At 70.6% G+C, this 20,793-nt stretch carries 20 protein-coding genes; 7 read left to right on the top strand and 13 right to left on the bottom strand.

What is annotated here, in order from left to right; genetic code table 11:
• The 8 genes from ABD927_RS16565 to ABD927_RS16530 form a co-directional block, all read right to left on the bottom strand.
• The coding region (locus tag ABD927_RS16565; RefSeq protein WP_345250943.1) for an Rpn family recombination-promoting nuclease/putative transposase at positions 1-243 on the bottom strand (243 nt) is incomplete at its 3' end.
• 341 nt (positions 244-584) lie between these two features.
• Complete coding sequence (lipA, locus tag ABD927_RS16560; RefSeq protein WP_345250942.1) at positions 585-1,574, bottom strand: lipoyl synthase; 990 nt, start codon at positions 1,572-1,574, stop codon at positions 585-587.
• Between the two features lie 57 nt (positions 1,575-1,631).
• Positions 1,632-2,324: a lipoyl(octanoyl) transferase LipB gene (gene lipB / locus ABD927_RS16555; RefSeq protein ID WP_345250941.1), complete on the bottom strand. Its 693-nt coding sequence runs from the start codon at positions 2,322-2,324 to the stop codon at positions 1,632-1,634.
• 5 nt (positions 2,325-2,329) lie between these two features.
• The gene (locus ABD927_RS16550; protein ID WP_345250940.1) at positions 2,330-2,620 is read right to left on the bottom strand and encodes a DUF493 family protein; all 291 of its coding nucleotides are present in this window, start codon (positions 2,618-2,620) and stop codon (positions 2,330-2,332) included.
• 134 nt (positions 2,621-2,754) lie between these two features.
• Positions 2,755-3,615: a D-amino acid aminotransferase gene (locus tag ABD927_RS16545; RefSeq protein WP_345250939.1), complete on the bottom strand. Its 861-nt coding sequence runs from the start codon at positions 3,613-3,615 to the stop codon at positions 2,755-2,757.
• Positions 3,616-3,623: 8 nt separating this feature from the next.
• Complete coding sequence (locus ABD927_RS16540) at positions 3,624-4,874, bottom strand: D-alanyl-D-alanine carboxypeptidase family protein (RefSeq protein ID WP_425570278.1); 1,251 nt, start codon at positions 4,872-4,874, stop codon at positions 3,624-3,626.
• A gap of 174 nt (positions 4,875-5,048) precedes the next feature.
• The gene (locus ABD927_RS16535; RefSeq protein ID WP_345250938.1) at positions 5,049-5,717 is read right to left on the bottom strand and encodes an alpha/beta hydrolase; all 669 of its coding nucleotides are present in this window, start codon (positions 5,715-5,717) and stop codon (positions 5,049-5,051) included.
• A gap of 19 nt (positions 5,718-5,736) precedes the next feature.
• Entirely contained in the window at positions 5,737-6,861 is a 1,125-nt protein-coding gene (locus tag ABD927_RS16530) for a VanZ family protein (RefSeq protein WP_345250937.1), read from the bottom strand.
• Between the two features lie 161 nt (positions 6,862-7,022).
• Between ABD927_RS16530 and ABD927_RS16525 the strand changes: the two genes are divergently transcribed.
• From ABD927_RS16525 to ABD927_RS16515, 3 genes are read left to right on the top strand one after another with little or no spacing between them, the layout of a single operon-like run.
• Positions 7,023-7,913, top strand: a complete 891-nt coding sequence (locus tag ABD927_RS16525; RefSeq protein ID WP_345250936.1) for a biotin--[acetyl-CoA-carboxylase] ligase — start codon at positions 7,023-7,025, stop codon at positions 7,911-7,913.
• Entirely contained in the window at positions 7,910-8,776 is an 867-nt protein-coding gene (locus tag ABD927_RS16520) for a type III pantothenate kinase (RefSeq protein ID WP_345250935.1), read from the top strand. The genes ABD927_RS16525 and ABD927_RS16520 overlap by 4 nt, the downstream gene beginning before the upstream one ends.
• Before the next feature lie 41 nt (positions 8,777-8,817).
• Positions 8,818-9,780: a hypothetical protein gene (locus ABD927_RS16515; RefSeq protein ID WP_345250934.1), complete on the top strand. Its 963-nt coding sequence runs from the start codon at positions 8,818-8,820 to the stop codon at positions 9,778-9,780.
• Between the two features lie 83 nt (positions 9,781-9,863).
• Here ABD927_RS16515 and rfaE2 read toward each other — a convergent pair whose 3' ends face one another.
• Complete coding sequence (gene rfaE2, locus ABD927_RS16510) at positions 9,864-10,352, bottom strand: D-glycero-beta-D-manno-heptose 1-phosphate adenylyltransferase (RefSeq protein ID WP_345250933.1); 489 nt, start codon at positions 10,350-10,352, stop codon at positions 9,864-9,866.
• Positions 10,353-10,571: 219 nt separating this feature from the next.
• Between rfaE2 and ABD927_RS16505 the strand changes: the two genes are divergently transcribed.
• From ABD927_RS16505 to ABD927_RS16490, 4 genes are all read left to right on the top strand, one after another.
• On the top strand, positions 10,572-12,017 hold the full coding sequence (locus tag ABD927_RS16505) for an NAD-dependent succinate-semialdehyde dehydrogenase (RefSeq protein WP_345250932.1): 1,446 nt from the start codon (positions 10,572-10,574) through the stop codon (positions 12,015-12,017).
• Between the two features lie 40 nt (positions 12,018-12,057).
• A complete protein-coding gene (locus tag ABD927_RS16500) occupies positions 12,058-12,825 on the top strand; it encodes a response regulator (protein ID WP_345250931.1) in 768 nt (255 codons plus the stop codon).
• Between the two features lie 2 nt (positions 12,826-12,827).
• Positions 12,828-14,165, top strand: coding sequence for an ATP-binding protein (locus tag ABD927_RS16495; RefSeq protein ID WP_345250930.1), 1,338 nt, complete (start codon positions 12,828-12,830; stop codon positions 14,163-14,165).
• 155 nt (positions 14,166-14,320) lie between these two features.
• Entirely contained in the window at positions 14,321-15,754 is a 1,434-nt protein-coding gene (locus ABD927_RS16490; protein ID WP_345250929.1) for a Do family serine endopeptidase, read from the top strand.
• 156 nt (positions 15,755-15,910) lie between these two features.
• Here ABD927_RS16490 and ABD927_RS16485 read toward each other — a convergent pair whose 3' ends face one another.
• From ABD927_RS16485 to ABD927_RS16470, 4 genes are all read right to left on the bottom strand, one after another.
• A complete protein-coding gene (locus ABD927_RS16485) occupies positions 15,911-16,801 on the bottom strand; it encodes a ferritin family protein (protein WP_345250928.1) in 891 nt (296 codons plus the stop codon).
• Between the two features lie 120 nt (positions 16,802-16,921).
• Positions 16,922-18,352 carry a high affinity choline transporter 1 gene (locus ABD927_RS16480; protein ID WP_345250927.1) on the bottom strand — a complete coding sequence of 477 codons (1,431 nt, stop codon included), beginning with the start codon at positions 18,350-18,352 and terminating at the stop codon, positions 16,922-16,924.
• 163 nt (positions 18,353-18,515) lie between these two features.
• On the bottom strand, positions 18,516-20,069 hold the full coding sequence (gene ubiB / locus ABD927_RS16475) for a ubiquinone biosynthesis regulatory protein kinase UbiB (RefSeq protein WP_345250926.1): 1,554 nt from the start codon (positions 20,067-20,069) through the stop codon (positions 18,516-18,518).
• A 3-nt stretch (positions 20,070-20,072) separates the two neighbouring features.
• A complete protein-coding gene (locus ABD927_RS16470) occupies positions 20,073-20,786 on the bottom strand; it encodes a ubiquinone biosynthesis accessory factor UbiJ (protein ID WP_345250925.1) in 714 nt (237 codons plus the stop codon).
• Positions 20,787-20,793 lie beyond the last annotated feature (7 nt).

Below are 20,793 nucleotides of genomic sequence, written 5' to 3'. Positions count from 1 at the left end.
GCTACGCGACTGGAATTCCAGCAGCAGGTAGACGTAGACCCACCGAGCACGGCTGCGCACCCGCCAGACCATGTCGCTTTCGCGCCGTTGGCGGTCGTTGGTCACAAAGGAGGAGGGCATGCGTTCGAGCGTGGACAAGTCCAGCGCGCCTACCCATTCTTCGCGCACGAAGCCGCGCAGCAGCGCGGCCATCATCGGCGATTGGGAGAACAGCAGCTTGTAGGTGGCGTCGTGGTTCGGCATGGCGGGGAATGCAGCGAGAATCGGACTGCACTCTATCGCCTGCAACGCCCGCCGGATATTCGTAGCGGGATACGAATGTCCTACCGGCTATCGCCCACCAAGCGGCTCTTGAATCGGCCCGGCCGGCACGCGCCCGCGACGGCAGCCCGTACGCGGCAAGTCGAAATAGAATTCCTACTCGCGCCAATGGCACAAAGCCCATCGCCATGAAGGAGAAAACCGCTGCGATCGTTCCCCTGTTCGCCCGCCGCCTCGGCGGTGAAAAACGCCGTCGACAAGTAGGAAACTACCAGGGCCACGACACCTCGCGGGGCATGTGGCCTACGACATTGCGCCCGGCGTCAGGCCACCCCGGCGGCATGCGCCTGCTGGTCGGCATGGTACGAAGACCGCACCATCGCCCCCACCGCCGCATGCGAGAACCCCATCGCATAGGCCTCGCGCTCGAACATCGCGAAGGTATCGGGATGCACGTAGCGCAGCACCGGCAGGTGGTGCTCCGACGGCTGCAGATACTGGCCGATGGTAAGCATATCCACCCCGTGCGCCCGCATGTCGCGCATGACCTGCAGGATTTCATCGTCGGTCTCGCCCAGGCCCAGCATCAGCCCGGACTTGGTCGGCACGTCGGGATGCCGCGCCTTGAACTCGGCCAGCAGCTTCAGCGAATGCTCGTAGCTGGAGCCCGGCCGCGCCTGCTTGTACAGCCGGGGCACGGTCTCCAGGTTGTGGTTCATCACGTCGGGCGGGCCGGCGTCGAGGATGGCCAGCGCGCGGTCGAGGCGGCCGCGGAAATCGGGCACCAGGATCTCGATCCGGGTGGCGGGCGACAGTTCGCGCGTGCGGGCGATGCAGTCGACGAAGTGCGCCGCGCCGCCGTCGCGCAGGTCGTCGCGGTCGACCGAGGTGATGACCACGTAGCTCAGCTTGAGCGCGGCGATGGTCCGCGCCAGGTTGAGCGGTTCATCAGCGTCCAGCGGATCGGGTCGGCCGTGGCCGACGTCGCAGAACGGGCAGCGGCGGGTGCATTTGTCGCCCATGATCATGAACGTTGCCGTGCCCTTGCCGAAGCACTCGCCGATATTGGGACAGGACGCCTCTTCGCACACCGTATGCAGCTTGTGCTCGCGCAGGATGCGCTTGATGTCGTGGAAGCGCGAGGTGGGCGCCGGCGCCTTGACGCGGATCCATTCGGGCTTCTTGAGCTTTTCGGCGGAAACGACCTTGATCGGAATGCGGGCCAGCTTGGCCTGCGATTTCTGCTTCTGCAGCGGATCGTACGGCGCGGCGGCGGGGGTGCCGGACGCGGGGGAATCGGCAAAGGTGCTCATGGGGTTCCTTGGCAGCGGGGCCGGGGTAGAACCGGGGGCTGCAATTGGTGTCGACCCTTATTCTACCGCCGCCGGCGCCCGCAGCACGCGCTGCAGTTCCGCGCCCAGGCGGTCGCCGGCTTCCCGCACGGAAATCGCCACCCCGGCCGAGCGCAGGTCGACCGTGCGCAGGCCGGCATAGCCGCAGGGGTTGATCCAGCCGAACGGCGCCAGGTCCATGTCGACGTTCAGCGCCAGGCCGTGGTAGGTGCAGCCGCGGTGTACCTTGATGCCGAGTGCGGCGATCTTGGCCAGTTCGGGGGCTTCGGGCACGGCAGGCGCCTCGGTTTCCCGCGCAGGCGTGCCGGCCGCCGGCCGCGGCCAGGGCAGGTAGACGCCCGGCGCACCCGGCTTGCGCGTGGCGTCGGGCAGGCCCAGCCCGGCCAGCAGGTCCAGCACGGCCTGCTCCACGCGCGCCACGTATTCCTTCACGAAATACCCCGCCCGCCGCAGGTCCAGCAGCACGTAGGCGACCACCTGGCCGGGCCCGTGATAAGTGATCTGCCCGCCACGGTCGCTGCGCACCACCGGCACGTCGTGCGCGGCGAGCAGGTGTTCCGGCTTGCCGGCCAGCCCCAGCGTGAACACCGGCTGGTGCTCGACCAGCCAGATCTCGTCTTCCGTGCCGGCATCGCGGCCGGCGGTGAAGGCCTGCATGTCGCGCCAGACCGGCTCGTAGCCGGCCGGGCCGGGCAGCCAACGGATCCGCATCGCGTCTACAGCACGTACTTGACCATCGGGTGCCCGGTCAGCGCGCGGTACAGCGCGTCGAGCTGCTCGCGCGAGGTGGCGCGCACGATGAAGGTCAGCCCCAGGTAGTTGCCGCCCGCGCTGGCGCGCACCTCCACCGTGGCGCCGTCGAAGCCGGGATCGTGCTGCTGCACCACCTCGGTCAGGATTTCGACGAACTGCGGGTGGTTCGCGCCCATGACCTTGATCGGGAAGTCGGACGGGTATTCGATCAGCGACGGCCTGTCGCCGTCGGGGGAAGAAGGAATTTGTGCCATTTCAGTTTCCATGAAGCTGCGCAAGTCCACAGCGCGTGAACCCGCACCGCCCTATCCATGGCACCGCGGATCCGGCTTTGCCGGTCCGCCGATGCCGCCCCTTGAAGGGCGCGCGAAGCGCGTAGGGGTGGGCTTCATCCTATGGCCTCGTCGTAGCCTTGCCGCAGGCTGGCGTAGACCGGGCCGGGCCGGCCGGCGCCGACCGGCCGGCCGTCGAGGCTGACGATGGGCAGGATTTCCTTGGTGGCCGACGACAGCATCAATTCGTCGGCGGCGTCGACCTCGGCGCGCGCGATGGGCCGCATCTCGAAGCGGATGCCGCGCGCGGCCGCCAGCGATTCGATGAAGCCGTAGCGGATGCCTTCGAGGATCAGATTGTTCTTGACAGGCGCTCGCAGTACGCCGTCCTTGACCAGCCAGACGTTGCTGGACGACCCTTCGGACAGGAAGCCGTCGCGGAACATCACGACTTCGGGCACCCCGCGGTCGGCCGCGTACTGGCGGGCCAGCACGTTGCCCAGCAGCGAGACGGACTTGATCTCGCAGTGCAGCCAACGCTCGTCGGGCATCGACACCGTGGCCAGGCCGCCGTCGCGCTGGGCGGCGTCGGGCCGCGTGAAGGGGCTGCTCATGCCGAACACGGTGGGCGCCAGGTCGCCGGCGGGAAAGGCGTGGTCGCGCTTGGCCACGCCGCGCGTGACCTGCAGGTAGACGATCTGGTCGTCGTACGGATGGGCGGCGATCAGCCGTTCCACCAGCGCCTGCCAGCCGGCCTCGTCGTGCGGGTTGCGGATGCGGATGGCGCCGAGGCTGCGCGCCAGCCGCGCCAGGTGCTGCGCCATGCGGAAGGGGCGGCGCCGGTACACCGGCACCACCTCGTACACGCCGTCGCCGAAGATGAAGCCGCGGTCGAGCACCGATACCCGGGCCTCGGCCAGTGGCAGGAAAGTGCCGTCGAGATAGGCGACGGCGTCTTCGGCGATGCCCGGGATCATGGCGACTCCTATTGGAACCACAGCCGCACGGCGTCGAACGCGCGGCCGAAGAAGCCCGACAGCTCGACCGGCTTGAGCACCGTCAGCGGCACTTCGCGGATCGGCTTGTCGTTGAGCGTGAGCTTCAGCGTACCGACCTGCTGGCCGGCCTGCAAGGGCGCCACCAGCGGCTCGGCGCGCTCGATCGTCGATTTGATGTTGCCGGCCTGGCCGCGCGGCACCGTCACCCAGATCGGCTTGGCCGAGCCGAGCCCCACCTGGCTGGCGTTGCCCTTCCATACCTTCGGTTCGGCTACCGCCTGGCCGGCGTCATAGACCTTGACCGTGTCGAAGTTCTGGAAGCTCCAGTTCATCAGCTTCAGGCTTTCCTGGGCGCGCGCGCTTTCGCTGCGGGTGCCGACCATCACCGTCACCACGCGGCGGTCGCCGCGCAGCGCCGAGGCGATCAGGCAATAGCCCGCGGCCTCGGTATGGCCGGTTTTCATGCCGTCGATGGACGGATCGAGCCACAGCAGCCGGTTGCGGTTGGGCTGCTTGATCTTGTTGTAGGTGAACTCTTTTTCCTTGTAGTACGCGTATTCGGCCGGGTGGTCCTGGATCAGCCGCGTGGCCAGGATGGCCAGGTCGCGCACGGTGGAAACATGCTGCGGGTCGGGCAGGCCGTCGGAATTGACGAAGTGGGTGTTCGTCATGCCCATGCGGGCGGCTTCCTGGTTCATCAGCGCGACGAAGGCGTCTTCGCTGCCGGCCACGGCCTCGGCCAGCGCCACGGTGGCGTCGTTGCCGGACTGGACGATCATGCCGCGGATCAGCTCTTCCACGGTAACCGGCTTGCGCGGCTCGATGAACATGCGCGAACCGCCGGTGCGCCAGGCCTTTTCCGACACGTTGACGGTCTGGCCCAGCGTGATGCGCTTGTCGGCCAGCGCGTCGAACACCACGTAGGCCGACATGACCTTGGTGAGCGAGGCCGGCTCGATGCGTTCGTCGGCCCGCTCTTCGGCCAGCACCTGGCCGCTGGTGACGTCCATCGTGATCCAGGCGCGGGCGGCGATGGCCGGCGCCGGCACCGACGACAGCAGGCCGACGTTGGCTGGCGCGGTGCCGGCCGCCGGGGATTCCGCCACAGCGGCGGCGGCCGCGGGCTCGGCGGCGCGGGCCGGGGCCGGCGCGGCCATCGCGCCAAGCAGGAAGACGGAAACAAGGCCGGCCGCGGCAAGCGCGCGGGCGGCCGGGGCCGTGGGAAAACGCAGGTTCATGAGATCAGCATCATCAAAAAAGCTGGATGCCGATGTGCCGGGACCGCGGCCCGGCGCGGCGCCAGCGGCTCGTGCGGAGTGGTACCGGGATTATAGGCATCCCTGCCCGCGCGCCGCCGGCAGGTCGACCGTGATGCAACGGATTGCTACAAACGGATTGCCGCAAACGGATGGCTACAGCGGGTTCAGGCCGGCCTGCGACAGGCGGGCCAGCACCAGTCGCTTCACGATCGGCAGGTTGCCGTGGAAGAAATGCCCGGCGCCGGGGATCACCGTTACCGGCAGCGACTGCGGGCGCGCCCAGTCCAGCACCGCCGCCAGCGGCACCGTATCGTCCTGTTCGCCGTGGACCACCAGCGCGTCGGCCGGCACTTCGGCCACGGTGAAGCGGCTGGCGGCCGTGCCGAGCAGGATCAGGGCCGCCACCGGCAGGTCCGGCCCGCTGCCGGGACCGCAGCGCGCGTGGACATGGCTGGCGACGGCGCTGCCGAACGAGAAGCCGGCCAGCACGAAGCGGCCCTGCGCCGGGCCGGGATGGGCGGCGCGGAACTGCCCGACCAGCGCCGCCATGTCGTCGGCCTCGCCGTCGCCGTTGTCGAATGCGCCGGCCGACCGGCCGACGCCGCGGAAGTTGGGCCGCACCGCCACCAGCCCGCACTGCACGCAGGCGCGCGCCACGGTGGTCACCACCTTGTTCTCGCGCGCGCCGCCGAACAGCGGATGCGGATGCAGCACCAGCGCCCAGCCGCGGGCCGCCTCGATGCCGCCGCCGGGCAGGTCAATGGCGCAATCGATCGCCCCCGCCCGCCCCTCGAAGTTCCGATATTCAGTAGTAGCCGCCATGGAAGGTCTCAACAAACAATCAGGACCGGGCGGCACGATGCCGCACGAGTAGCAATAGCAGCGCCGCCAGCGGCCAGATCACCGACAGGCCCAGCGTCAGCGATTCCAGGCGCAGCCAGCGTACGCCGGCGAACAGACTGTCGGAATCGAAATACTGGTCGGGCGGGAACAGGTTGACGATCGCCAGCTGCAGCGCCAGCGCGACGATGCCCAGCACGCGCTGGGCCGGCGGCGGCAGATACGCGAAGGCGGCCGCCAGCAGCATGCCGGCCGCGCCGCCCAGCAGCGCGCCGCCGGTGGCCCAGACGCCCGCCGGCAGGCCCGGCACCGCCAGCGGCTGCAGCAGCGTCTTGATCGCCAGCGCGATGGCCACCAGCGCGAACGGCAGCACCCCGCGCGCGCGCACCGGCCGCGCCACGTGCAGCAACAGCATCGACACCCCGATCACTGCCACCGCGGTACAGGCCGACTCGGCCCACACGCGGTGGGCGGGCGACGGCGGCCAGAACTCGCCCAGCAAGCCGGACGGCACCGATACCCAGTCGCCCAGCAGCCGGCCCAGTTCGCCGGTGCCGAACAGCATCGGCTGGCGCGGCACTTGCACCAGCGTCCATAGCATTGCGAGCATCAGCGCGGGCCCGGCGTCGGCGGTGAACCAGCGGGCCCGCCAGCGCGCGGAGGCGCCGGCGCCGATCAGGCGCGGCGCCGCGGGCGCGGCCAGCAGGCTGCCCAGCAGCGCGCCGCACGCATTGGCCGCCAGGTCGACGTTGGAAGCGATGCGATCGGGCAGGAAGGTCTGCAGCGCCTCCAGCATGGCCGACAGCGCGCCGCAGGCCAGCGTGGCCGCCAGGACCGCCGCCGTGCCGCGCAAGCCCGGGTAGACGGCCCATACGAACAGCGCGCCCAGCGGCGCATAGGCGGCCACGTTGGCGGCGATTTCCGATCCCAGCCAATAGCGGGGCCAGGGGGCGCGCAGATAGGCGAAGGCCGGCAGGCCGACATCCGTCCAGCCGGTGAACGGATACAGGCTCGCGTAGACCACCAGCAGCGCCATGATGCCCAGCGCCAGCCGGGCGATCGGCGCCGGCTGCCAGGACGCTTGGCGCGGGGGCGGGGCTCGGTCGGACGGGGCTCGGACGGGCATGCCGTAAGTTTAGTCCCCCTGCGCGGGGACGGGCCAATGGAAGGCGGCCCGCTCCTTGCAGCCTGCGGCTGCTCGCCTCGGAGGGAAACGCTGGCGGACCGGCGGCCGGATCCGCGGCGCCCCGGATGGGTGGCGCGGGTACCGGCTCCCTGGAAACTACAATGGCTGCTTCTCTTTCTTTTGTTCCGGGCTGCATCATGTCCGATACCTCCACGCTTACTGCACTGCCCGATCCGCAAGACTTCGCCGTGCTGCTGGCGCGCGGGCTGCCCGGCTTCGGCACCGTGTCGTGGCTGGACGTCACGGGTTCCACCAACGCCGATGTGCAGCAGGTGCTGCGGGGCGGGGCCGGGGATGCGCGGGCGCCCATTCTGCACGGCAGCCATGCGCAGCAGGCCGGGCGCGGCCGCGCCGGGCGCAGCTGGCAGGCGCGTGCGGGCGATGCGCTGCTGTTCTCGTGCGGCTTCCGGCTGGGCCTGCCGCCGGCCGCGCTGCCGCCGCTGGCAGTGGCCGCCGGCGTTGCCGCCTGCGAGGCGCTGAACGCCCTGTTGCCGGCCGGCGCGCAGCGGCTGCGGCTGAAGTGGCCCAACGACATCCAGCGGGGCGACGCCAAGCTGGCCGGCATCCTGACCGAAACCGTTTCGGCGCCGGCGGGCGAGGGCCGCGGTTCTGGCGTGGTGCTGGGCATCGGCATCAATCTGCGCGGCGCGCGCGAGCTGTCGGCGGCGCTCGGCCGCGACGTCGCCGATTGGGCGGCCACCGGAGGCGGCGCCGACCCGGTCGCGCTGGTCGCGGCCGTTGCCGAAGCCTGGCGGCAGGCGGCCGATACCTTCGAGGTGCAGGGCCTGGCCCCCTTCCTGCCGCGCTTCGCCGCCGTCGACGCCCTGGCCGGCCGCACCGTGGCCGTCACCGACGACGGCCGGCCCCTGCTGGCCGGCACCGCCAGCGGGATCGATGCCGCCGGCCGCCTGCAATTGCGCAACGGGCAAGGCCTGCACACTGTTACCGTCGGCGACGTCAGCGTGCGCAGCGTGGAGGGAGGCGAACAGTGAGCGCCGGGAATCGGCCGTCCGCCGCGCTGCTGCTGATCGACGCCGGCAACAGCCGCGTCAAGCTGGGCTGGCGCCTCGACCGGCCTTATGCCGACGCCGCCAGCCCGCGCGAAGCGGAACAGGCCTCGTTCGGCCACGACCAGGCATCGGCGATGGCAGCCTGGCTGGATGCGTTGCCGGCCGCGCCGCGGGCGGCGCTGGGCACCAACGTGGCCGGCCCGGCCGCGGCGCAGCGGCTGGCGGCGCTATTGGCCCCGCGCGGCTGCGCCGTCCGCTGGGTGGGCGCGTCGGCGCAACTGCTCGGGCTTCGCAATGGCTACCGCGAGCCGGAACGCCTGGGCGCCGACCGCTGGTTCGCGATGGCCGGCATCTGGCAGCGCGCCCGGCACCGCGCCGATCCCGCCAGCCTGCTGGCGCATTTCGGGACGGCCACCACCCTGGACACCATCGACGCCGGCGGCCGCTTCATCGGCGGCCTGATCCTGCCCGGCGGCGAACTGATGCGCCGCGCGCTGGCCGCGGGCACCGCCGGCCTGCCGGACGCCGCCGGGCGCATCGCCGGCTTTCCCGATCACACCCACGATGCCATCGTCTCCGGCATCGCGGCGGCGCAGGCCGGGGCGCTGCTGCGCCAGTGGCTGACGGTGCGCGAACGGGTCGGCGGCGAACCGCAGGTATATGCCGCCGGCGGCGCCTGGCCGGCGCTGGCCCAGGAAGCGCAGCGGCTGCTGCGCGCCGCCGGGTCGACGAAGATGCCGGTGGTCGTCGATAATCCCGTGCTCGATGGCCTCGCCTGCCTCGCCGCGGCTGAAGCCGGGGCAGGGGCCGGGGCCAAAGCCTCGACGCCGGATGCCGCGGTCTAGCCGCCGTCGCCTATCCACTTCTTCGAACGCTTCCGCCCGTCATGCGCACGTTGTTCATCGTCCTGCTGCTGGCCAATCTCGCCCTCTTCGGCTTCGGCCGAGGCTGGTTCGGCCCCTCGCCGTCGGACCGCGGCCGCGAACCGGCCCGCCTGGCCCAGGAGATCCAGCCCGGGCTGATTTCGGTGCCGCAGGCCGACGGCCATGCGGCGGGCGCGCCCGCCGGTCCGGCCGATGCCGCCCCGGCGCCTCCCGGTAGCGCGGCGGTTCCCAGCCCCTCTTCCTTCACGCGCCAGCCTGGCGACCCAGGCGCGTCGCCTTCCTTGGCCGCCGCAGCCGATGGCGCGATGGCAGGCGCGACCACGGTCGGGGCGAGCGGCGATGACGGCATGGCGCCGGGCAACGCCGAGGCGGCGGGCGGCCTTGGTGGCAGCACCGCACCGGCCGGCAGCGCCGGCGCCGCTTCGGTCCGTGCCGCCGCACCGGCCACGCCCCCCGCGGCGGCGAACCAGGACCAGGACGCAACCGCCGCCCGGCAGGCCGCGCTGCCTCCGGGCCGCTGCCTGGCCTGGGGCGGCTTCGCCGACGCCGAGCTCGACGCGGCGCGGCAATGGTCGGCCGAGCGGCTGCCGCGCGCGACCGTGGCCGTGCGGCGCGAATCCGCGCCTTCCTCGCACATGGTGGTGGTGCCGCCGCTGGAAAGCGCGACGGCCGCGCAGGCGCTGGCGGCGCGGCTGCAGCAGCGTGGCGTGAACGATCTGTTCGTGATCCAGGAAGCGGGGCCCTACCGCAACGGCATTTCGCTGGGCGTATTCAATTCGTCGGCCGGCGCGCGCCGGCGCATCGCCGCGCTGCAGGGCGTGGGCGTGCGCAACCTGCTGATGGTGGAACGCCCGGGAACGGGCAACCGCGGCTGGCTGGTGCTGCGCGGCCTGGGCAATGCCGAGCGCCAGGCACTGGCCGGCGCGACAACGCGCTTCCCGCGCCAGGGCTTCAAGCCGTGTTGAGCTTCAAGGCGCGCTGAGCTTCCAGTGCGCTGAGCCTGGCCCGCGTCCTCCCGGAGGCCGCCGAGGGGCGGCAAGGAACGCCATCAATTGCCCGAGGCCCGTATCCGCTTGACCAGCGAAGTCGTGGAGCGGTCGTGCTCGAAATCGATCGCCACCGCGTCGCCGCCCCAGCTGCGAACCAGCGCGGTCTCGGGCAGCCGCTCCATGTCGTAGTCGCCGCCCTTGACGATCAGGTCCGGCCGCAGCCGCGCGATCAGCCGCTCGGGCGTGTCGTCGTCGAAGAAGGTGACCAGGTCCACGCAGGCCAGCGCGGCCAGCAGCGCGGCGCGGTCGGCCTGGCCGTTCAGCGGCCGGTCGGGCCCCTTGCCCAGCCGCCGCGCCGAGGCGTCGGTATTGATCGCCACCACCAGCGTCGCCCCCCGCTGCGCCGCGGCGTCCAGGTAGGTGACGTGGCCCCGGTGCAGGATGTCGAACACGCCATTGGTGAACACCAGCGGGCGCGGCACCCCGCGCTCGACCGCCCGCACGCAATCGTCGGGCTGGAGGATCTTGGATTCGAAACGGGCCGGCACGGCGGTCACCTGCAGCAAACGCGAGGCCGGTATTGTAGGCCTTGCGCGGGCGGCAGCCGTCCGGATTCGCCAAGCACCGGCCGCTGGCATATAGTTGATGGCGACAGGAAATTTCCCCGAACACCAACAAGGCCACGCGGCGATCCGCCCGCGCCCGCGCCGGACCATCCTGTGCCGCCGCGCTCCACCGGCGGCCTGTGCAACCAAGAAGAGACTCGCATGACACAAGCCCAATATCCGAACGTCCAATTGTTCATCGACGGCGTATGGGGTGCCGCCCAGTCCGGCGAAACGCTGCCGATCCGCAATCCCGCCGACGGCCAGGTCATCGGCCAGCTCGCGCGCGCCGGACGCGCCGACCTCGACCGCGCGCTCGAGGCCGCCGACAAGGGGTTCAAGGTCTGGCGCTCGACCCCGGCCTTCGAGCGCTACAAGATCATGCGCAAGGCGGCCGAGCTGCTGCGCACGCGAGTCGATGCCATCGCCACGCTGATGACGATGGAGCAGGGCAAGCCGCTGGCCGAATCGCGGATGGAAGTATCGGCCGCGGCCGACACCATCGACTGGTTCGCCGAAGAAGGCCGCCGCGCCTACGGCCGCATCGTGCCGGCGCGCGCCGAAGGCGTCCAGCAGCACGTGCTGAAGGAACCCGTCGGCCCGGTGGCCGCCTTCACGCCGTGGAACTTCCCGATCAACCAGCTGGTGCGCAAGGTCTCGGCCGCGCTGGCCGCCGGCTGCTCGGTCATCGCCAAGGCGGCCGAGGAAACCCCGGCCTCGCCGGCCGAGCTGGTCCGTACCTTCGCCGACGCCGGCGTGCCGGCCGGCGTGCTCAACCTGGTCTACGGCAACCCGGCCGAGATCTCCGAATACCTGGTCCCGCACCCGGTCATCCGCAAGATCTCGTTCACCGGCTCCACGCCGGTCGGCAAGCAGCTGGCCGCGCTGGCCGGCCTGCACATGAAGCGCGCCACGATGGAGCTGGGCGGCCACGCGCCGGTCATCGTGTTCGAAGACGCCGACCTCGACAACGCCGCGCGCGTGCTGGCCGGCAGCAAGTTCCGCAACGCCGGCCAGGTATGCGTGTCGCCCACCCGCTTCCTGGTGCACGAATCGGTGCTGGAGGCCTTCCGCGAAAAATTCGTCGCCGCCATCGGCAAGATCAAGGTCGGCAACGGCCTGGCCGACGGCACCACCATGGGCCCGCTGGCCAACCCGCGGCGGCTGGCCGCGATGGAAGCCGGCGTGGCCGACGCCCTGCAGCAGGGCGCGCGCCTGAGCGCGGGCGGCAAACGCATCGGCGACAGCGGCAACTTCTTCGAGCCCACCGTGTTGACCCACCTGCCGGCCGGCGCCAAGTTCATGAGCGACGAGCCTTTCGGCCCGGTGGCGCTGCTCAACCCCTTCAGCAGCTTCGACGAAGTGGTGCGCGAAGCCAACCGCCTGCCCTACGGCCTGGCCTCCTATGTGTTCACGCGTTCGGCCAAGACGGCCGACGCGATCGGCCGCGCGCTGGAAGTCGGCATGATGACCATCAACCACCTGGGCCTGGCGCTGCCGGAAGTGCCGTTCGGCGGCGTGCGCGATTCCGGCTACGGTTCGGAAGGCGGCACCGAGGCGATGGAAGCCTACTTCAACACCAAGTTCATCTCGCACCTGGTGCAGTAACCTGAGCGGCCGCCGGCGCCGGCCGGCGGCCCTTGCAGCCATGCGGATCCTGCTGGTCGAAGACGACGCGATGATCGGCGAGAGCGTGCTGGACGTGCTGCGCGCCGACGGCTACGCGGTCGATTGGGTGAAGAACCGGCGCAGCGCCGACACCGCGCTGCGTACCGAAACCTACGACCTGGTGCTGCTCGACCTCGGCCTGCCCGACGGCGACGGCCTGGACCTGCTGCGCGGCCTGCGCGCGCGCAAGTCGCGCACGCCGGTACTGATCGCCACCGCGCGCGACGCGGTCGACGCCCGCATCCGCGGCCTGGACGCCGGCGCCGACGACTACGTGGTCAAGCCCTACGACGTCGACGAACTGCTGGCCCGCATGCGGGCGCTGATCCGGCGCAGCGCCGGCCGCGCCGAGCCGGTCTACGAACACGGCGGCGTCGCCATCGATCCGGCCGCCCGCAGCGTCACGGTGGACGGCCGCCCGGTCACGCTCACCGCCCGCGAATGGGCGATCCTGGAACCGCTGCTGGCGCGGCCCGGCATGATCCTGTCGCGCGCCCAGTTGGAAGAAAAGCTGTACAGCTGGAAAGACGAGATCAGCAGCAACGCCGTCGAAGTGCACATCCACGGCCTGCGCAAGAAACTGGGCGCCGACCTGATCCAGAACGTGCGCGGCGTCGGCTATGTGGTGAACCCCACCCCCTACGCGCATCGCGCGCCCCCTCAAGGGGGCGGCGCTGGCGGACCGGCGGAGCCGGATCCGCGGCGCCCTGGAGCGGCCAGCGCAGAGAGCACACCGCGTCGAAAATAGGCATGAGGAGCCGGGTGACTCATTCTTTGCGCGCGCGGTTGCTGGCCTTCCTGCTGGCGGCGATCTTCCTGGCGGCGCTGGTGCAGGGGCTGGTGGCCTACCAGGGCGCGCTGGCGCAGGCCGACGAGGTGTTCGACTACCAGTTGCAGCGCACGGCGCTGTCGCTGGCCGAAGGCAATCCCATCCTCGGCACGGCGCCGGGCGATCCGTTCGGCGGCGGCAGCGGCGACGTGGTGATCCAGATCTGGACGCCCGACGGCATCCGGCTGTTCCGCTCGGCGCCCAACCGTACCCTGCCCAACCGCACCGTGCTGGGTTTTTCCACGCTGGAAGCGGACGGCGCCACCTATCGCGTGTTCTCTCTGCAGACGCGGCAGCAGGTGATCCAGGTGGCGCAGGACATGGCCTTGCGCACCGGCATGGCCCGCGCGCTGGCGCTGCGCGCGGTATGGCCGATCGCCGCCATCGCGCCGCTGCTGATGCTGGTGGTGTGGTGGGTGGTGAGCCGTTCGCTGGCGCCGGTGGACCGCACCCGCCGCCAGCTGGCCGCGCGCCGGCCCGACGACCTGGCCGCGGTGAGCGAGGCCGGCCTGCCCGACGAGGTGCGGCCGCTGGTGCACGAGCTGAACCTGTTGCTGGGACGGGTGCGGGAGGCCTTCGCGGCGCAGCAGCGCTTCGTCAGCGACGCCGCGCACGAACTGCGCTCGCCGCTGACCGCGCTCACCCTGCAGGTGCAGGCACTGCAGCGCGCCTCCGACGACGCCGCGCGGCGCCAGGCAGTGGAGCGCCTGGCGACCGGCATCGCCCGCGCCGCCGCGCTGGTCGAGCAGTTGCTGGCGCTGGCGCGGCAGGAGGCCGGCAGCGACGCGCCGCCCGCCGAGGTCGACCTCGACGCCGCCGTCCGCCAGGCGCTGTCCGACGTGCTGCCGCTGGCACAGGCGCGGCGGATCGACCTCGGCGTCGTGCGCAGCGACGCCGCGCGGGTGCGCGGCCACGCCGACGCGCTGGCGATCCTGCTGCGCAACCTGCTGGACAACGCCATCAAATACAGCCCGGAAAGCGGCCAGGTCGACGTCTCCGTACAAGCCGACCCAGCCGGCCCCCGCGTGACAATCGAAGACAGCGGCCCCGGCATCCCACCCGAAGAGCGCGACCGCGTCTTCGACCGCTTCTACCGCGCCGCCAGCGGCGCCAGCGCCGGCGGCAGCGGCCTGGGCCTGGCCATCGCCCGCACCATCGCCACCCGCCACGGCGCCGACATCCTGCTCGACCGTTCATCCACGCTGGGCGGCCTGCGCGCCACGGTGCGCTTCCCGTCCAACACCACGCCCCCCAACTGAATCACCGGCATCCCACCCCACGCCGCACCACCCGGGATGCGGCGGATCCGGGGCCACCGTTCCGCACGTAGCGCGTAAGGGGACCTTAAGCCTCACTTAAGTATCGAGCCCCAATCTTGCTGCATGTCCTTGAGCAAGCCAAAAAAGGAGCTCGAATGAACACCCGAACCTATTCCGCTTCCCGTCTGACCATGGCGCTTGCTGCCGCCGGGCTGATCGGCGCCGTCGGCGCGACCGCCCTCGTCCATGCCGACCCCGTGGCCGGCGCCCCCGCGCCGGCCGCCGCCGCGGCGCCGGTCGGCGTCGTCACGCCGCCCGACTTCTCGCAGATCACCGAACGCTACGGCCCCGCGGTGGTCAACATCAGCGTGACGGGCACCACCAAGGCCTCGCTGGCCGATTCCGACGACCCGTTCTCGCAATTCTTCTTCGGCTTCCAGGGCGCGCCCACGCGCGAGGTGCCGATGCGCGGCGAGGGCTCCGGCTTCATCGTCAGCCCGGACGGCGTCATCCTGACCAATGCGCACGTGGTGCGCGGCGCCAACGACGTCGTGGTCAAGCTGACCGACCGCCGCGAATACCGCGCCAAGGTGCTCGGCTCCGACCCGCAGACCGACATCGCGGTCATCAAGATCGACGCCAAGAACCTGCCGGTCGTCACGCTGGGCCGCTCGGCCAATCTGAAGGTGGGCGAATGGGTGCTCGCCATCGGCTCGCCCTACGGCCTGGAGAACACCGTGACCGCCGGCGTGGTCAGCGCCAAGGGCCGCTCGCTGCCCAACGACAGCTCGGTGCCCTTCATCCAGACCGACGTCGCCGTCAACCCCGGCAATTCCGGCGGCCCGCTGTTCAATTCGCGCGGCGAGGTGGTCGGCATCAACTCGCAGATCTACAGCCAGACCGGCGGCTACCAGGGCGTGTCGTTCGCGATCCCGATCGAGGTCGCCTCGCGCATCAAGGACCAGATCGTGGCCCACGGCAGCGTGCAGCATGCCCGCCTGGGCGTCACTATCCAGGAGGTCAACCAGGCCCTGGCCGACTCGTTCCGGCTCGACTCGCCTTCCGGCGCGCTGGTTTCCAGCGTCGAGAAGGGCAGCCCGGCCGCCAAGGCCGGCCTGCAGCCCGGCGACGTGATCCGCAAGATCGACGGCAAGGACGTGGTCGCCTCCGGCGACCTGCCGGCAGTGGTCAGCTTGGCTTCGCCCGGCGACAAGGTGACGCTGGACGTGTGGCGCGACGGCAGCCAGCGCCAGATCGTGGCGACGCTGGGTTCGGTCGGGCACGAAACGGCCCAGGCGGGTGATGCCGGCCAGTCCGCGCAGCACGGCAAGCTCGGATTGGCGCTGCGGCCGCTGGCGCCGGAGGAGAAGCAGGAAACCGGCATCGCCTCGGGCCTGGTGATCGAACAGGCCGCCGGCCCGGCGGCGCAGGCCGGGGTGCAGCCGGGCGACGTGCTGCTGTCGCTCAACGGCACGCCGGTGCGGTCGCCCGAGCAGGTGCGCGACCTGCTGTCCAAATCCGGCAAGACGGTGGCGCTGCTGATCCAGCGCGGCGACACGAAGATTTTCGTGCCGGTAAAGTTGGGTTGAGCCCCCTACGCGCTTCGCGCACCCCCCAGGGGGCGATGCGCGCGGACCGGAAGGGAAGCCCACCCCCACGCGGCCTGCGGCCGCGCCCCCTCGAGGGGGCGATGCGCGCGGACCGGCGGAGCCGGATCCGCCGCATCCTGGGTGGACTCGTCTGGGTCAGGCGGTGCGCTGCGTGGGGGACTGCTTGGCGCCGGACATGGCGTCGACCACGTTGCCGACCAGTTCGCGGCGGTAGCGGTTCAGGTCTTGGGCGGTGGCGAAGCTGCGGTCGAGCAGGATCGAGAGGTTGTGCAGGATGCGGTCGGCCACCTTGCTTTCCCATTCCTTGTCGAACTTGATCTGCTCGTCCAGCCACCGCTCCAGCCAGCCCGGCTCGGGCAGCCGCGACTGGATGGTGTCGTTGGGGAACATGTCTTTGTTGACGTGCAGATTGGTGGGGTGCAGCGCCTGCGAGGTGCGGCGGGCCGAGGCCATCAGCACGCCGATCTTGGAGAACGCGGCGCGCGCCTGGTCGGCGATGTCCTTGCCCCGGCTGGCGAGCGCCCGCTTCATGTAGCGCAGGTAGGCCCCGGCATGGCGCGCCTCGTCCTGCGAGATCAGCTTGTAGATGAACTTGATGACCGGCTCGGTATGCCACTCCGATGCGCGGCGATACCAGTGGTTGAGCCGGATTTCGCCGCAGAAATGCAGCATCAGGGTTTCCAGCTCGGGCGCCGGATCGAACTCGAAGCGGATCGCGTGCAGTTCTTCCTCGGTCGGCGCCAGCTCGGGCCGGAACCGCCGCAGGTACTCCTGCAGCACTAGCGAATGCTTCTGTTCTTCGTAGAACCAGATCGACATGAACGCGCTGAAATCGCTGTCGTCGCGATTGTCGCGCAGGAACATCTCGGTGGCCGGCAGCGCCGCCCATTCCGTGATGGCGTTCATCTTGATGGTATTGGCTTGCTCGTCGGTCAGCTTGCTGCCGTCGAATTCGTCCCACGGGATGTCCGTAGCCATTTGCCAGCGCACGGCTTCCAGGGACTTGAACAATTCGGGGTACAACATGGCTAGCCTTTTACTTGGAAAATCAATGACTTGCTAAAGAACGCAGCGGGAGCCCGGAACCGGCAGAACGATAACCGCGGCCAGTGACCCGGCGATGACAGCCCGCCGTCAGGATAACAGCTAGGGATGCAGGGCCGGCCGGGTCCGCGCCCGGACGAACTGCGGCAGGAGCGAGCCGGCCGCGATGCCGGCGAATCCGCCCAGGAGGCCCGCCAGCTGTGGCGGAAAAACCTCGGCGGCGAAGACGCTGCACAGCAGCCAGCCCAGCACGCCCAGCACGGAAGATGCCAGGGCCCCCTGGGTGGTGGCCCGCCTCCAGTACAAGCCCATCAGCAGCGGCACGAAGGCCCCCACCAAGGTTACGGTATACGCGCTCGCGACCATTTCGTAAATGCTGTCGGACGTGGTCAGCGCAAAAGCAACCACGCAGCCGGCGAATACCGTAACCGAAACGCGCATCGACAGCAGCGACTCGCGGTCGGTCAGCCGGCGCGGCACCAGATGGCGCAGGATGTTCTCGGCGAAGATCGTGGACGGCGCCAGCAACGTGGCCGAGGCGGTCGACATGATGGCCGACAGCAGCGCGCCGAAGAACAGGATCTGCGCCAGCACCGGCATCCGTTCCAGGATGAAGGTGGGCAGGATCTTCTGCGGGTCGTCCTGCAACAGGGCGTTGGCAACGTCGGGCATCACGCCGAACGAGGCCAGCGCGATGTACATCGGGATGAAGGCGAACAGCAGGTAGAGCATGCCGCCGATCACCGGCCCGAGCCGCGCGGTGCCGGCGTCCTTGGCCGACATCACGCGCTGGTACACGTCCTGCTGGGGGATCGACCCCAGCATCATGGTCACCAGCGCGGCCACGAAGAACAGGATGTCGTGCGCGTTGGCCGGCGGCGCCATGTCGAGCAGGTTGCGCTGCGCCGCCAGGTGCATCACCGGCGCCACGCCGCCCGCCAGGTCGGTGGCGAAGCCGGCGATCACCAGCAGGCCGGCCACCACCACGATCATCTGCAGGAAATCGGTCAGCGCCACCGACCACATGCCGCCGAACACGGTATGCACCAGCACGATCGCCATGCCGACCAGCATGCCGCGCTGCTGCGAGAACAGCTGCGGATCGAGCATGTGGAACACCAGCCCCAGCGCCTTGACCTGCGCCGCCACCCAGCCCAGGTAGGACACGATGATGGCCACGCTCATCAGGATCTCGACCCACGGGCCGTAGCGTTCGCGGAAGTAGTCGCCCAGCGTGAGCAGGTTGTGCCGGTACAGGCGGCGGGCGAAGAACAGGCCCACCAGCACCAGGCACAGCGAGGCTCCGAACGGATCCTCCACCACGCCCGACAGGCCGTCCTTGACGAATACCGACGACACGCCCAGCACCGTTTCGGAGCCGAACCAGGTGGCGAAGGTGGTGGTGACCACCATGTAGAGCGGCAGCAGCCGGCCCGCCACCGCGTAGTCGGCCGAGCTCGACACCCGGCGGGCCGCATAGATGCCGATGGCGACCGACACCGCGAGATAGAGCAGGACGAACCAGATGACCATGATGCGGCGCGCGTGGAGGAAAAAGGGGCCCGGGAAGACAAACCGCGGGAGTATCGCATGGATGGGCCCACCCCATGCGCTCACGCGCGCCCATCAAGGGGCGGCACTGGCGGACCGGCGGAGCCGGATCCTCGGTGCCCTGGACGGGAAGCGCGGATTACCCTTACCTGGTTAGCGCCCAGAGCGCCACGGCGATGGCGGCCGCCAGCACGCCGGCGACGGCGGCCAGCAGGCGGTTGCCCTGTTCCTGCGCGCCGCGCAGCCGCCGCAGCTCGCCCAGGATGGCTTCGGAGCGGTCGGGCTCCGACAGCCGGTGGTGTATCAGCCGCGGGATCTGCGGCAGCATTTGCGCCCACTGCTGCGACTCGAAGCGGATGCCGTTGCGCAGGGCCGCGAAGCCGATGCGCTCGTTCATCCAGCGCTCCAGGTAGGGCTTGGCGGTCTTCCACAGGTCGAGCGACGGGTCGAGCTCGCGCCCCAGCCCTTCGATGTTGAGCAGCGTCTTCTGCAGCAGCACCAGCTGCGGCTGGATCTCCACATGGAAGCGGCGCGAGGTCTGGAACAGCCGCATCAGCACCTGGCCGAGCGAGATCTCGGCCAGCGGACGGTCGAAGTAGGGCTCGCAGCAGGCGCGGATCGCGCCCTCCAGCTCTTCCTCGCGCGTGTGCGGCGGCACCCAGCCCGACTCGATGTGCAGCCGCGCCACCTGCCGGTAGTCGCGGCGGAAGAAGGCCAGGAAGTTCTGAGCCAGGTAGTTCTTGTCGAACTCCGACAACGAACCGACGATGCCGAAATCGAGCGCGATGTAGCGCCCCAGCGACTCCGGCCGGTCCGACACGTAGATATTGCCCGGGTGCATGTCGGCATGGAAGAAGCCGTCGGCGAACATCTGCGTGAAGAAGATCTCCACCCCGTCGCGCGCCAGCTTCTTCAGGTCGATCCCGGCCTCGCGCAGGCGCGCCACGTGGTTGACCGGTATGCCCCGCATGCGCTCCATCGTGAAGATCGACGACGAGCAGTAGTCCCACATCACTTCCGGCACGATCAGCAGGTCGGCGCGCGGCCCGTCGGGCGAGAAATTGCGGCGCAGCTGGCTGCAGTTGGCCGCCTCGCGCAGCAGGTCGAGCTCGTCGTGCAGGTATTTGTCGAATTCGGCGACCACCTCGCGCGGCTTGAGCCGGCGGCCGTCGGGCGACACCCGCTCGATCAGGCGGGCGAAGGCCTTGAGCAGGCGCAGGTCTTTGTCGATCACCGGCAGCATATTGGGCCGCAGCACCTTGACGGCCACCTCGCGGCCGTCGTGCAGCACCGCGAAATGCACCTGGGCGATCGAGGCCGAGGCCACCGGCTGGCGCTCGAAATGGGCGAACAGTTCGTCGGGATGGCGGCCCAGGCCGCGCCGCACGCATTCGACGGCCAGTTCGGAATCGAAGGGCGGCACGCGGTCCTGCAGGCGCGCCAGTTCGTCGGCGATGTCGGCCGGGATCAGGTCGCGGCGGGTGGACAGCACCTGGCCGAACTTGACGAAGATCGGCCCCAGCGTTTCCAGCGCCAGCCGCAGCCGCGCGCCGCGCGGCGTGTCGAGCCGGCGGCCGAAACGCAGCACGGCCAGCACGCGCGTGGTCCAGGGCTGGCGGATGCTCGATACGGCCAGTTCGTCCAGGCCGTAGCGGTACATCACGAATGCGATACGGATCAGCCGCAGGAAGGTCAGCACGGGTCAGGCCTCCGGGCCGGCGCCGCCGCCGTCCTGCGGCGCCAGCCGGCCGTGCAGCGCGGCGGCGCGCTTGGCGGCGCGCTCGGCGTCGTCGCGCAGGCGGCGGTCTTCGGCGCCCCAGTCCGCCAGCGGCTGGCCGCCGGCCACCAGCCCGCGTTCCTCGGTAGCGTATTCGGCCAGGTTCTCGGCCAGCCGCCAGGCGCCTTCGCGCAGGCCGCGCCAGGCGCCGGAAGCGGCGGCCGACAGGCGCGCGGCGGGGATGTCGCCCACCAGGCGCGCCAGGTCTTCCTCGGCGTCCCAGCGCAGGTCGCGGGCGAGGTCGCCGATGGCGTGCGCGAAGGCGGCGTCGCCGTCGATCCGCACCGCGCTCATGCGCCGCGCGGCATCGCCCGACAGCAGGCTCGGCAGCTTGTCGGTGGCCACCGACAGCGTCACGTCCGGCGCCGCGGACAGCGCGCCGGGGCAAGGCTCCCCGGACCCGCGCCCGAGGGCGGACTCCTGCGCGGGCGGCGCTTCGGTGGAAGCGCCGTTGGCAGCAGGCTGCCATTCGACCTGGCCGTCGGCGGTCACGCACAGGTCGACGCGGGCGGCGCCGAACAGCAGCCGCGCGTGCTTGCCGGCGTGCGGCCGCAGGCGCTCGCGCGCCCAGGGTTCGCGCGCCAGCAGCGCGTTCAGCGCGCGCACTGCGGCGGCATAGGGAGAAGGCAAGGCAGACATGAATCGG

Origin of the sequence: Pigmentiphaga soli (assembly GCF_039541095.1) — a bacterium.
Classification (GTDB): domain Bacteria; phylum Pseudomonadota; class Gammaproteobacteria; order Burkholderiales; family Burkholderiaceae_B; genus Pigmentiphaga; species Pigmentiphaga soli.
Note: the sequence above shows the minus strand (reverse complement) of the source record. Positions and strands in the feature narration are given on the sequence as shown.